Raw genomic sequence first — 14645 nt, forward strand, 5'->3', positions numbered from 1 at the left:
ATTGATACCTTTTTGGATTGCTTGCAAAGGGGATAGTAATTTTGAAGAAAAAAAGTAAATAGCAAAACATGAAATAAACAATATAATAATAGAAAAAATAATTTGCTTATATGCGTCTTTTAAAACCAACATTTCCAACTCATCTTGCTTTTGAGTTGCACAAGCAATATAGCTTACTTTAGCTTTTGAATTATCTATATTAGCGCAAATTCCAAATCTTTCTTCTTGTGTATCAACGCTTATATATTCAAATGTTTTATAATCTCCAAATTGCTGATGATATTTTTTTATCTCTTCTATACTTGGATGTTGAGTTAAGATTAGTGATTTATTATTTGATGCAAAAGGAATAGAGCTTGTTGTATCAAAAACAAAAACATTTCCTGGAAGTTTTTCAAAGGTCTTTTGCAAAGATGTTAGCAGTAAATCAACACCTAAAACACCTATCAACTTACCATTTTTCTTAATCGGGGTAGAATAAGTAAAACTAGGTAATTTTGTAACAGAATCTTCATAAACATCGCTTATAAACACTCCATCATTTGCAATAGCCCCTTTATACCAGTCTCTAGAAGTAGCATCGTAACTTGGATCATCATAAGAAGAAACTCCACCACCTCTTTTTCTAAAATTAACTCCTTTTTTATCAGAAACAGTATCGCTTACAAGCATAGTTCCATCGGGAAAACCAACATAGACAGCTAAAGTATTTGATCCATCTTTAAAAATTTTTAAATCATCTCCTAGTATTTGCTCCATAGAATCAAAATTTAAAACTTGATTTTTTCCCAAAGAATCAATGTATTTTTTTATGGCAAGTAAAATATCTATATAGCCATCAACATATCCTTCTACCTGAGTTTCTGTGATCAATAAATAATCTTCATTCGCTTGTTTACTGTTTGAAATTAAATTATTTCTACTAGAAACAAATGCCATTATAGTGATTATTGATAAAGCTAAAAAGACAATAACACCAACAACAATGGACAATTTATTTTTCACACTCATTTGTGTATTTACATTCATATATCTCCTTTTTTGTATTTAAATTGAAGTATTTTAGTAAATATATTTTATCAAAAAAATAATAAATTTTAATAAAAATTATATATTATGACAAAATATTTGTTTATTATTTAAAATAATACTCTGCTGGTTTAGTGAAGAAAAATTAGGTATATAAGCATAACCGCTGATAGGATTTATAACTATGCATATATGCTGATCTTGTTTATTAGATAATCTTATAATGCAGTTATTATTAAAAGATGAGAGTTTATCATAAGGACGCATAGCATTTTTCAAAGGTGTATATAAGCGACCATAATCATCAAAAATTAAACGCGTACTTCCCTTGCAAGCACCTTCAAACAAAACTTTTGAAATACCATATGTTTTTTCTATATTATATTTTAAATTCGCCTTAGAATCATTTTGATTTATTACTCCGCTTTGTCCTGAGTTCATCAATAAGTTTGGATTAATTAAATCAACAGCTATTTCTCTGTCTTTATTAATCATGTTTTTACCTATATTTGCATTACCATCACCATTTTTATCTAAAAAAATAGTATAAGTTTGTTCATTATTTGTAGCTGACTTTGAGCGTATGAAATATAATTGCCATTTGGCTTTAAACCACTCTCGTTTAGCAATATTAAATTCTTTTACTCTAAAATCATTTTGTATTAATGCTAAATGTCTTGTGTATTTAATATCATTTAAAATTTGTTCAGCCCCTAAACGCAAATAGTCAGGTTTGTAATAAAAATACCCCATAGAAAACAATAAAGATAATATAATACAAACAAAAACTAATTCTATTAAAGTAAAAGCTTGTTTCATTTTATATAATAATAAATTTTATGCCTACCTAAACTAACATATATCTTACTGGCTTTTTTACTAGAATGAAGTTCTAATTTACCTTTGGAAATACCATAAAATTTAAGTCTTAAAGCTAACTCTTTATCTTTAGTGAAAATATGTGTAAAATTTCGTTGTTTTAACTTTAAAGACAATTCTTTAGCAATATGATAATCATAAGCAAAATGTTTTTTTGGATCTTTTAATAAATAATAAAAACTTTGATTAAAAATAATACCAAGATAAAAAAATAGTAAAAAAACTAAAGAGCATTCTATAAAAATTTTATGTTTTAGGCGCAATTGTGGCATTCTTGAGCGATAAGAAGACATTAAATAACGAACTAATAATGGAGTACAAACTACACAAAAAGGTAAAAAGTCTTCTAAAAAAAGTCTTTGTCTTATAGAAAAAATCAAACAAAAAACGAAAGTAGTTGCACTAATAAACCATAAAAGAGGTTTATCATCTTGTAAAAGAATTTTATAAATAACATAAAAAAAATAAAGAAAAATTAAAGGTGAAAAGCAAGCTGCAAAAATACCTAAAGTATCTAAAAAATATCCTTTAGGTTTTCCACTTGCATCAAAACCATAAATACTCATTGCAATAGCAAATAAAATCAAAGAGCATGCAATAAGTAATTTATCTTTTTTATATATAGCAAAAAAGAAAAAAGATAAATATAAAATTACAAAATTTCCATCTACAAAAAGAACTAAAAAAAACAAGATATAAAATAAAAAAAATTTTTTATATTCAAACAGCACCAAAATCAAAAGCGTAAAAAATATTACTATGCTAGATTCATTGATAAGCAAAGCGCTGGCTACACTACCAGGAAGCAATATAAAAAGCACAACAGAAATAAAAGCATCAAAAGAAGTTTTGGTGTATCTTAAAGCCAAAATATACAACAAAATACAACTTAAAGAATGCAACAAAACAAACGGAAGTCTTAATCCAAAATCATTTTGTCCAAGAAGAGCAGTACCAAATCTAGCAATCATAGCAATTAAGCTATGATCGTAAAAATAAATTTGTGCTTCATTGTAGCTGATAGATAAAGTGCTTACACCATATAATAAAGCACAAAAATCAAAAAATAAAACGGCTAATAAATACCTTTTCATTTTTGATTAGTCAAGTTTTACAGGCCCATTACTTGCGTGAGATTGTAAAAATCTTAAAATTCTATCTTTTTCCGCATCAGTGATTTTAGCAAAACCTTGCATAGCAGATAAATATGCATCCCATTCTTCCATTAAATGTTCTTTTGGTTTATGTGCTGCGTGACAACTTGTGCAAGTATCATAATAAGTTAATTCTATCTCATCCCAAGCAAGAATTTCTTGATCGGTCAAATCTTTACTTTTAACTAAAAATTCCATTTCATTACTTGCATTTTTAGCATTTAAAGTAAGTAAAAGATAAATTCCATCTTTGGTATAAGCAAGGCTTTTTGGATTTGACTCCACAACCTCACCTTTGACTTTAATTAAAGAGTATTCACCTTCTTCTTTTATAAGCTCCACTTTAGAGCCTTCATAAATTTGTCCTACTACTTTTTTACTAGCACTATCTAAAAGATCTACTTTTTCATTAAAAATAAACATATCTTTAGCAAACAAAGCACTAGCTAAAAAAGTTAATGTCAATATAATTTTCTTCATTTTAAGCTCCTATGATTTCTGGTGGTGTAGTTGAATTATAAGGTTTTATAACTTCTTTTAGCTTTTTAATACCCACTAAGCAAGTATTTACACTAGTTGCTTGAGCCATAGTTGAAGTTGGTCTTGAGCTTGTTAAAACATTTACATGACCTGCATTACATCTTGGCTTGCTATCGCTTACATCTTCAGGGTCATACCAAGCACCTTCTTGGATACTAACAACTCCTTCCATGATATTATCTGTTACAAAAGCACCTGCTAAAAGTGATCCACGATCGTTATATACTTCTACAACTTCTCCGTGGGTAATACCAAGTTTTTTGGCATCATTTGTATTAATCATCACAGGTTCTCTACCTTGAATTTTATACAAATCTCTCACCCAAGTATTATCAAGTTGAGAATGCACTCTATATCTTGGATGTGGACTTACTAAATGGAAAGGAAATTTTTTAACTAATTTTTCATTACCCAGCCACTCTGCAGGCTCAAACCATGTTGGATGTGCTTTAAAATCATCTAAATTGTATTTTTCAAATTTTGGAGAATAAATTTGGATTTTTCCACTTTCTGTTGCAAGTTTATTTGCCACAGGATCGGCTCTAAATTCAGAGTGTCTTACAAAATTATAAGCTTCTTTTGGTGGTTCAAAATGGATAAAACCTTGTTTCCAAAAGTCAGCAAATTCCATATAATAAGGACAATCACTTCTTCCATAAAAACCTTCAAGCCATTGTTGTTTTGTTTTATTACCTGTAAATTTTTTATGCTCTCTCTCGCCAATTCTTTTTGCTAATTCTTCGAAAATATCATAGTCATTTCTACTTTCAAAATAAGGCTCAATTACTTTTTTCATAGCATAAACATAATCTTGAGAATAAGAGCCACCAAAGCTAATATCATCTCTTTCTAAAGTTGTAGTTGAAGGTAATACAATATCTGCCATTTTTGCCATAGGAGTCCACCAAGGCTCATGTACAATTAATGTATCAAGTGTTCTTAAAGCTTTGATAAGTTCATTTGTATTTGGATGATGGCCCAATACAGAAGCGCCCACTACATACATGAGTTTAATTTTAGGATAAGTGATTTCTTTACCTTTAAATTTAACTGTTTTACCTGGATTTAAAATAGCTTCTGAAACTCTACTTGCAGGAATATTAGTATCAAGATTATTTTTACCTTGTGGTAAACCTACTGGTAATCTTACACCTGAAAATGCTTGACCACCACCTGAATAATGCATAGAAAAACCAAATCCACCACCAGGTAAGCCTACTTGACCTATCATTGAAGCTAAAATCATTAAAGTCCAATCAGCTTGCTCACCATGGTGTGCTCTTTGCATAGCCCAGTTACCTGCTAAAAAGGTTCTATTTTTTACAAAAGTATCTGCTAATGCGGTAATAACTTTTTCTTCAACGCCGGTAATATTTGCAGCCCAAGCTGGAGTTTTATCAATACCATCAGTTTTTCCAAGCAAATAAGGTAAGAATTTGTCAAAACCATCAGTGTATTTTTCAATGAATTTTTTATCATATTTTCCACTTTTATATAAATAATTCATCATACCAAGCATTAAAGCAACATCAGTATTTGGACGAATCTTAATCCACTGGGCATTTAAAATTTCTGCTGTTTGAGTATATTGAGGATCGATAGTTATAAATTTAATTTTTGATTTGCTGTATTTTTTATAATAATCATCATTACCACGATTTGCAACTTTAAAATCAATTTGATTACATTTATAAAGATCAGCTCCCCATAAAACATAAACCTGAGTGTTTTCCAAAATAACTTCATGAGAAGTTTGTAAAGAATAAACTTCCAAATCTCCTACTATGCTAGCATTTACTTTACCAGCAGCACCATTACTATACTCACCATCAGTGCCAATATGGCCACCTAAAGCGGTATTAAAAAATCTTCCTGCTACTGAGTTGCAATTGTGCAATAAACCTACATGTCCCCATGCACCATAACTTGCATTAAATAAATTTTCAATAGGGGTTTCTTTTAATTTTTCCAATACAAGCTCTAAAGCTTTCTCCCAACTTACTCTTACAAAAGGTTCTTTACCTCTTAATTTAGGTCTTTTTTTACCTTCTAAAAAGCTTTTTCTAACACAAGGATACTTTACCCTAGTGTCTGAATAAGTTCTATCGATAATAGCATCAGTTATTACTGAAGGATGTTTATCAGATTTTTGTGGAGTAACTTTTACTATTTTTCCTTCTGAATTTACTTCAGCCCAAAAAGCACCAAAGTGAGTTGCATGAGGAATTTTTTTAGTATCGTAAAATTTTGTTTGTGCTGCCATTAAAGGATTAACGGAAGCAACTGCTGAAGTTGCAGCAAGACCTTTTAAGAATTTTCTTCTTGTTAAACTCATGTTTGTCCTTCCTTTTAGTTTAGTATTTAATTATATTGTATTATTTATAGCTAATAATAAACTAAATTTTAATACTCCAGAAAAAATCAATCCATTCCTTAGCTTCTTTAATATAAAATTCAGGGATTAATAATGCTGAAGTTTTGTAAAAAACACTTGCTACTTTAAGCTCTAAATGAGGAAACTTTTGACTTAAGACTCTCTTAATTTCTATCATAGTTTCACCACTATCTATGATATCATCTACCAAAAGAACTTTTTTATATGAACTAAGATCAGGAATATTAAAAATTTTAATCGTATCTAATTTTTGAGTATCTTCATAATGGATAGAATTTAAAGAAAATAAATTTCTATTACCCATACCTTCTGCTAAAAAATGGCCCAAAGTCATACCACCTCTTGCTATAGCAAGTAAAACATCGGGATTAAATTCCTCTTTTATTTTGCGCGTAAAAGGGATAATTTCTTTTTGAAATTCTTCATAAACATAATAATACATAATCACTTCCTATAAAAATTGTAATAAAAATACCAATAATGAAATTGCACTTAAAATGATAATTCCGAGATTAATTTTATCAAATTCTTTTTGCATAATACGCATAAATAAATACGCAATAAAACCAAAAGCAAAACCTGTTGTAATAGAATAAGTCAGCGGCATCATAATAATAATAAAAAACGCACTCACAGCTATTGCTTTATCTTTAAAATTAATATTTGCAACTTCCATAAACATTAAAACTCCAACAAGAACCAATACAGGATAAATAGAATTTGCAGGAATAGCTTTAAATACCGGTAGTAAAAATAAAGTGAAAACAAAACATATAGCAGTAACTAAAGCTGCAAGACCTGTTCTACCGCCTGCTTCAACTCCTGCTGAACTCTCCACAAATGCCGTTACAGTAGAGGTACCAACAACTGCTCCCATAGCTGAACTAACAGCATCTACTCCTAAAGTTTTTCCTAGTTTTTTATCACCTTGTTTTGGATCATCAAATATTTTTCCTCTTGAGCCTACGCCTGTGATTGTCCCTACGCTATCAAAAAGCTGAGTAACAAAAAAAGTAAGCACTATAGGAATCATACTAAGTTCTAAAGCTCCTTTAATATCAAGCTTACCAAATATTGCACTTAAGCCATTATCTCCGTTTATAACTGGCATCGACAAAAGTTGTTCTGGAAACCTAGCTCCATCAATACCAAAAATCCAAGCACACAAAGCACTTACAAAAACAGCTAAGATAAAAGCAGCTTTAATCCTCCAAGCCCAAAAAACAAAAACTAAAAACAAACCAAATAATCCAAAAAGTACTTTAGTGCTTGAAAAATCTCCCAAGCCTACTAAAGTTGCTTCGCTTTTGGTGATAATTCCCATTTGCACAAGTCCCATAAAAGCTATAAAAGTTCCAATACCCGCTGATATAGCTTTTCTTAGATCATTTGGTATGCTTTTTATAACCCAAATTCTAAAATTAGTAAAAGATAATAAAGTAAAAACAATACCTGATAAAAAAACAGCCCCCAAAGCACTTTGCCAAGGAATTTGATAAGTATTACACACGCTAAAAGTAAAATACGCATTTAATCCCATGCCTACACTCATAGCCACAGGAGTATTAGAGAAAAAAGCACTTAAAGTAGTAGCTATAATAGTTACCAAAGCGGTTGCTACGATTAAAGCTTCTAGTGGCATACCTGAATTGCTCATTATATTAGCATTAACTGGTATAATATAAATCATTGCTAAAAAGGTAGCAATACCTGCATAAATTTCAGTTTTTACATCGCTATTATGCTCTTTAAGTTTAAAAAAATCCATTTTAATCCTTAATAAATTTTTAGTTCATTATATAAACTATCTCGCTCTATTGCTATATAACCTGAACTTTGAATCATCTCTATGAAGGTTTTTAAACTTAAGCCATTTGAACTTTTTGCTCCACCTGCACTTTGTATGCTTTCTTTTTCTATGGTACCATCTAAATCATTTGCGCCAAAATCTTGAGCCACCATAGCTAAATTTATACCCATAGTTGCCCAATAAGCTTTGATATTTTTAATATTATCAAGCACTATTCTTGCTATAGCTAAAGTTTTTAAAATTTCCACCGAGCCAAGTGGCTTTTTACCTGTAATAAAACTATTATCTTGTTGCCAAACTAAAGGAATAAAAGCATTAAACCCACTTGTTTGATCTTGGAGATTTCTTAATCTTATCATGTGATTAATTCTATTTTCTCTACTTTCTATATGCCCAAATAACATAGTAGCATTACTTTGTTTGCCTTTTTCATGCCAAAGTTTGTGAATTTTTAGCCAATTTTCACTACTTACCTTACCATGACAAATTCTTTTTCTAACTTCTTCATCAAAAATTTCAGCTCCACCACCTGGCATAGAATCAACACCATACTCAAGCATTTTTTCTATCACTTCTTCATAACTCATATCAAAAGCTCTACTTAAAAAATCAACCTCAGCAGCAGTTAGAGCTTTAATGTGTAAAAATGGATATTTTTCTTTAATCATTTTAAAAATTTCTAAATACCACTGCCATGATGTATTTTTATTGTGCGCTGAAACAATATGAATTTCTTTCGTATCTCTTAAAACTGTCTCATCAACTATTTTCATTATCTCTTCATGTGTCATAGTGTAAGGATTAGGATTTTTCCTATGTGCTGAAAAAGCACAAAATTTACAAGTATCTGCACATATATTTGTAGGATTAATATGTCGATTGATATTAAAATAAACCTTTTTGCCATGCAAATTAGTACGAATTTTTTGTGCATATTTAGCTAGAGTAAAAAGCTCTAAATCCCAAAGTTTATTAGCCTCTTCTTCGTTTAATCTTTCTTGATTTTCTAATTTTTCTATAATTGTTTGCATATTCTTACCATATTTTTAATTTTAAACTACAATTATAATTTTAACTTACTTAAAATTTAATACAAAGTATTTTTTGGTATGATTTTAATAAAAATTTAAAGCAAGGAATAATTTTCAAAAATGGATATGCAAAAAATTCAAAAATTAAAAAATTCTTTAAAAGACTATGAAGCATATTGTTCTAGACTTTTTTTAAAGCAAGGTTCTTTTAGCTTTTACCATTCTAAAGAGATTGATCGTTTTATAGAAGATATTTATGAGCTTGTTTTAAATGATTTTTTTGATGATTTTTTTCCACATAATGACAAAATTCCTTTTTGTATTATCGCCATTAAACAATATGCTAAAATGAATTTAAGCATAAAAGAAAATATTGATTTATTGCTTATTTATAAAGATATAAAAGCTTATAATATTAAGCCTTTAATGAAAGCATTTATTACTTTTTTAAACGATATTGGTTTAAGCATTAACTATCAAATTTGTGAAATAAATGGACTTTATAATATAGCTAAAAATGAGCTTAAACAAAATATTTTACAATATCGCTATATTAGTGGTTCTAAGATTTTATTTAAACAAATCAAAGAAAAAATTTCCCAAGCTCAAGATGAGTTAAAAGAAGAATTTGCTCTAAAAATCTTGCAAGAATTTAACCCTTATTATCAACCTTTAATCAAGCAAGAATTTGATATTAATAAAAATTTTGGCGGTTTAGATGAGCAACTTAATATAGAAAATTTAAATATTTTATTTAAAGATTCTCCCAAAAATTATATGCTTAATTTTATCAATGAAAAAGAATTTAGCGAATTTAAGCTTGCGAGTGATTTTTTATTTTCACTTAAATGTGCAATGAATCTTTTAGAAGGTAAAAACACAAATTTATTTTTAATACAAAATTCACAAGAACTTGCTAACTTAATGCATAAAAAAGAAAAGAAAAATTTAGATCTTAAATCCATACTCATTCAAAAAGCAATGCAAAGTATGCAAATTTGTGGAATTTATACACATTTTTTAGCAAGATGCATCCAGGAAAAACATTATAAAGAAAATAAACTTTATGAAATACAAGATAACTTTTTTACTCATTCAGATGAAAATGAAAATTTAAATTTAATACTCAATCGACTTTTAAAACTAGAAGATGAGGATTTTATTTTTGATATTAAACTAATTTTTGCATTAAAAAGAGCAAAAAATAATGATGAAAATTTGGAGTTATTTAAAGGTATATTAGAAAAAAAACATTCTTTTAGTATTTTAAAACTACTAAACAATGCAAACATTTTAAAAGATTTTTGCAAACCATTAATTCAAAGTAAATTTTTACTCGAAGAAGAAGGTGTTTATAGCGCATTAGATAGAGCATTACTTTGCTTAAAATACTTTGAAGAAAAAGATTGCAAATTTGATAAAAAAACACTTCTAATAATAAAGCTTACCATACTTTTAAGTGCTATTCATGAAGAAAATGAAATTTCTTTAGCTAATATTTACAGAGCTTATGTTGGAAAATTCCAAGTTGATAATGAATTTTTAGATTTTGGCTTAAGATTATTTAAAAATTTCAATGCTTTTAAAGATATTATAGAAAAAGAAGATATTTATAATTCTACTATTGTATTAAATTTTATTTCCAAATTAAATGATACTCATACCCTAAAAACCTTACATCTTTTATCTTTTTGCAATGCTAAAGCTTTGGGTATAGAAAATCATTTTTATTATAAAAGTTTAGAAAGATTGTTTCAAAATGCACTAGAAGGTTTTGAGGATGAAAATTTAATTGATGAGAGTCAAAGAAGGGTAAAAAAAGAACAAACTCTAAAAAGAAGCAAGGCTTTTTTAGATCTTGATGAGCAAACTCAAAACAATATCACTCATATTAAATCTAATCTCTTTTTTATAAAAAATAGCTTTGAAAAAATTATTAAAATAACACAGATTGCGCAAAAAGAAAATTTTACTTTTTGGCTTGACAATCAAGATAATTTTACTCTAGAGCTTATAATGAATAGAAAAAATAATCTTGAAAATATACTCAACACTTTAAGTTCTTTAAATTTAGTCTTTATGAGTTTTTTTGAATTATTTGATGAAAAAGTTTATCTGAAATTTGAATATTCAGATATAGTAAGTGATAATCAAAAACAAAGTTTAGAAAATTTACTTAATTCTAAATTGCATTTAAAAGTACAAAAAAAGGCAAAAAAACCAAACATTAAAAAAGATGAATTAAAATTAGACATGAATTATTCCAAAAGCTATGCCAAAATAACCTTAAACACAAAAGATCAAAAAGGTTTAATGGCTTATGTAATGGATGTACTTGCAAGATATGATATTATCTTAAGTGCAGCAAAAATTCAAACCATAAAAGAAAGAACGCGAAATGTTTTGATTTTGCATAAAAATGAAAGCTTGCAAGATCATAAAGATCAAATTCTTAAATCACTAATAAGCGAGTAAAAGATGTGTGGAATAGTAGGTTATATAGGAACTAAAGAAAAGAAAAAAATCATATTAGAAGGTTTAAAAGAGCTTGAATACAGAGGCTACGATAGCGCCGGTATAGCAGTAATGAAAGATGGAGAATTAGACTTTTTTAAAGCAGTTGGAAAATTAGAAAATTTAGCTAATAAAACTGCTAATTTTAATAGTGATGGATTTGGGCTTGCTATAGGCCATACGCGTTGGGCAACTCATGGAAAACCAACCGAAATAAATGCGCATCCACATTTAGGACAATACTCTTGTGTAATACATAATGGAATCATAGAAAATTACCAAGAATTAAAAACAAAACTCACACAAGAAGGTATTAATTTTCTAAGTCAAACTGACACTGAAGTTATTGTACATTTATTTGAATATCATGCGAGTAATTTAGAACCATTTGAAGCTTTTAAAAAGACCATAGCTGAACTAAAAGGTGCTTTTGCAATCTTGCTTGTGAGTAAAAAAAATCCTAATACAATTTATTTTGCTAAAAATGCTGTGCCACTCATCATCGGAAAAAATGGCGATGAAAATGAATATTATTTTGCATCAAGTGATGCACCTTTAGTTTCTTTAGTGGATAAAGTAGCTTATCTTGAAGATGGAGATTATGGATATGTTAATTTAAATGAATGCAAAATTTGTCATGATCAAGCTTGTATACAACCTACTTTTGTGGCTTTAAGTCAAGATAAAAGTTATGCTCAAAAAGATGGTTATAGGTTTTTCATGGAAAAAGAAATTTATGAGCAAAGTAGAGTTTTAGGCGAAGTTTTAATGGGACGATTACAAGGTGAGCAGATTGTTTTTGAAGATATAAATGAAACTCTTTTACAAAACATAGATGAAATCACACTTTGTGCTTGTGGTACAAGCTATCATGCAGCATTAAGTGGGGCTTATTTACTTGAAAGACTTGCAAAAATTAAAACTAAAGTTGAAGTAGCAAGTGAATTTAGATACAGAGAAGCCATTATAGGTAAAAATACTCTTTTTATAGTAATCTCTCAAAGCGGCGAAACAGCTGATACACTAGAAGCTTTAAAAATAGCAAAAACACAAGGAGTTAAAACTTTAGCAATATGCAATGTGGATAATTCTAACATCGTGCGTTTGGCTGATATATCTTTACTTACTAGAGCGGGTATTGAAAAAGGCGTAGCTTCAACTAAAGCATTTGCCACTCAAGTAGCAACTTTATGGATGCTTGCAATCTATCTTGCACAAAAAGCAAATTTAGATATGAGTAAAGAAATCAAAGCTCTAAGAAGTTTACCAAGTATAGTTAAAGTTGAACAAAACTTGCATGAAAAAGTACATAGAATTTCAAAAAGATACCTACATGGCCATGGCTTTTTCTTTATAGGAAGAGATGTGTTTTATCCATTAGCACTAGAAGGAGCTTTAAAACTTAAAGAAATTTCATACTTACATGCAGAAGGCTATCCAGCAGGAGAGATGAAACATGGGCCTATTGCTCTAGCAGATAGTGAGCTTTTTACCGTTGCATTAATGCCGCAAAATTGTCTTTATGAAAAAACAAAATCAAATGTAGAAGAATTAGCTGCAAGGGATTCTACTTTACTTGCTATCTCTCCACTTGATTTTGATTTAAGTGATGATTTTATAAAAACTTCAAAACAAGAGCACTATATGTGCGAATTTTTCGAAATGATGGTAATCTTACAGCTTCTAGCTTTAGAAGTTTCTATAAGACTTGGCAATGATGTGGATATGCCAAGAAATCTAGCAAAAAGTGTTACAGTAGAATAGTATTTGTGTAGTTTTGAAAAAAACTACACCTTTCTTCAAAAATTTTATAAATACTTCTTAAATTATAAGCAAACTTTAGGGTTTATTTAGTTTAAATATCACAACTTATTTTATTACAAGGAAAGGCCATGGAATACAGAATCGAACACGATACTATGGGAGAGATAAAAGTTCCTAATGATAAATATTGGGGAGCACAAACTGAAAGAAGTTTTGAAAATTTTAAAATTGGTTGTGAGAAAATGCCAAAAGTTTTAATTTATGCTTTTGCAAATCTTAAAAAATCTTTGGCTTTGGTAAATAATAAACTTGGTAAATTAGATGATGCTAAAAAAAATGCTATCGTGCAAGCTTGCGATGAAATTGTAGCAGGAAAATTTGACGATAATTTCCCACTAGCAATATGGCAAACAGGTTCAGGCACTCAAAGCAATATGAATATGAATGAAGTTATAGCAAACCGTGCAACTGAAATTATGGGTGGAGATTTTAGAAAAGAAAAGCTTGTTCATCCAAATGATCATGTAAATATGAGTCAAAGTTCAAATGATACTTTTCCAACTGCTATGAGTATAGTTTCGGTAGAGCAAGTAGAGAAAAAACTTATCCCTGCTTTAGATGAGCTTATTGCAACTTTTGAAAAAAAAGTAAAAGAATTTGAAGGAATTATTAAAATAGGAAGAACTCACCTTCAAGATGCTACACCACTTACCCTAGCTCAAGAATTTAGCGGATATCTTTCTATGTTACTTCACTCAAAAGAGCAAATCATCGCTTCTTTACCTACATTAAGAGAACTTGCAATAGGTGGGACAGCTGTTGGTACAGGATTGAATGCGCATCCAGAACTTAGTGAAAAAGTAAGCGAAGAATTAAGCAAGTTAATAGGCACTAAATTTATTTCAAGTCCAAATAAATTCCATGCCCTAACAAGCCATGATGCAATTAATTTTACTCATGGGGCCATGAAAGGCTTAGCTGCAAATTTAATGAAAATAGCAAATGATATTAGATGGCTAGCAAGTGGCCCTAGATGTGGTCTTGGAGAGTTAAACATACCTGAAAACGAACCAGGAAGTTCTATCATGCCAGGCAAGGTTAATCCTACTCAATGCGAAGCTTTAACTATGGTTGCAGTGCAAGTTATGGGAAATGATGCAGCTATTGGCTTTGCAGCAAGCCAAGGAAATTTCGAGCTTAATGTTTTCAAGCCTGTGATTATTTATAACTTCTTGCAAAGCCTTGATTTATTAGCTGATGCTATGCATTCATTTAATATCCATTGTGCTGTTGGTATAGAGCCAAATAAAGAAAAAATTGATTTTAACTTGCATAATTCTTTAATGCTAGTAACTGCACTAAATCCACACATTGGCTATGAAAATGCAGCTAAAGTAGCAAAAAATGCTCATAAAAAAGGTATTTCTTTAAAAGAAAGTGCTATGGAACTTAGCTTAGTAAGCGAAGAAGACTTTGCTAAATTTGTAGATCCTACAAAAATGATAGGAGTAAAAAAATAATCAAAAGAC

Annotated in this window: 11 protein-coding genes; 3 read left to right on the plus strand and 8 right to left on the minus strand. The window is 29.3% G+C overall.

Annotated elements, in window-relative coordinates; translation table 11 throughout:
* The 8 genes from L8W56_RS06855 to mqnE form a co-directional block, all read right to left on the minus strand.
* The coding region (locus L8W56_RS06855) for a cache domain-containing protein (protein WP_263659815.1) at nt 1–1029 on the minus strand (1029 nt) is incomplete at its 3' end.
* 78 nt (nt 1030–1107) lie between these two features.
* The gene (locus L8W56_RS06860) at nt 1108–1848 is read right to left on the minus strand and encodes a Tfp pilus assembly protein FimT/FimU (RefSeq protein WP_220566288.1); all 741 of its coding nucleotides are present in this window, start codon (nt 1846–1848) and stop codon (nt 1108–1110) included.
* Complete coding sequence (locus tag L8W56_RS06865; protein ID WP_263659816.1) at nt 1845–3002, minus strand: hypothetical protein; 1158 nt, start codon at nt 3000–3002, stop codon at nt 1845–1847. Before L8W56_RS06865 ends, L8W56_RS06860 begins: the two co-directional genes overlap by 4 nt.
* A gap of 6 nt (nt 3003–3008) precedes the next feature.
* A complete protein-coding gene (locus L8W56_RS06870; RefSeq protein ID WP_263659817.1) occupies nt 3009–3542 on the minus strand; it encodes a hypothetical protein in 534 nt (177 codons plus the stop codon).
* Nucleotide 3543: 1 nt separating this feature from the next.
* Complete coding sequence (locus L8W56_RS06875; protein ID WP_263659818.1) at nt 3544–5937, minus strand: molybdopterin guanine dinucleotide-containing S/N-oxide reductase; 2394 nt, start codon at nt 5935–5937, stop codon at nt 3544–3546.
* Between the two features lie 61 nt (nt 5938–5998).
* On the minus strand, nt 5999–6439 hold the full coding sequence (locus L8W56_RS06880; RefSeq protein WP_263659819.1) for a phosphoribosyltransferase: 441 nt from the start codon (nt 6437–6439) through the stop codon (nt 5999–6001).
* Nucleotides 6440–6448: 9 nt separating this feature from the next.
* Entirely contained in the window at nt 6449–7765 is a 1317-nt protein-coding gene (locus L8W56_RS06885) for an NCS2 family permease (RefSeq protein ID WP_263659820.1), read from the minus strand.
* 8 nt (nt 7766–7773) lie between these two features.
* Nucleotides 7774–8838, minus strand: a complete 1065-nt coding sequence (gene mqnE, locus L8W56_RS06890; protein WP_133319349.1) for an aminofutalosine synthase MqnE — start codon at nt 8836–8838, stop codon at nt 7774–7776.
* A gap of 120 nt (nt 8839–8958) precedes the next feature.
* Here mqnE and L8W56_RS06895 point away from each other — a divergent pair, with 120 nt between their 5' ends.
* The 3 genes from L8W56_RS06895 (at nt 8959) to fumC (ending at nt 14636) form a co-directional block, all read left to right on the plus strand.
* Nucleotides 8959–11313 (plus strand): nucleotidyltransferase, encoded by a 2355-nt coding sequence (locus L8W56_RS06895; RefSeq protein WP_263659821.1) that lies wholly within the window; start codon nt 8959–8961, stop codon nt 11311–11313.
* Nucleotides 11314–11316: 3 nt separating this feature from the next.
* The gene (glmS, locus tag L8W56_RS06900; RefSeq protein WP_263659822.1) at nt 11317–13116 is read left to right on the plus strand and encodes a glutamine--fructose-6-phosphate transaminase (isomerizing); all 1800 of its coding nucleotides are present in this window, start codon (nt 11317–11319) and stop codon (nt 13114–13116) included.
* Between the two features lie 128 nt (nt 13117–13244).
* Nucleotides 13245–14636 carry a class II fumarate hydratase gene (gene fumC / locus L8W56_RS06905; RefSeq protein WP_263659823.1) on the plus strand — a complete coding sequence of 464 codons (1392 nt, stop codon included), beginning with the start codon at nt 13245–13247 and terminating at the stop codon, nt 14634–14636.
* Nucleotides 14637–14645 lie beyond the last annotated feature (9 nt).

Origin of the sequence: Campylobacter sp. IFREMER_LSEM_CL1085 (genome assembly GCF_025772235.1) — a bacterium.
GTDB lineage: Bacteria > Campylobacterota > Campylobacteria > Campylobacterales > Campylobacteraceae > Campylobacter_D > Campylobacter_D lari_D.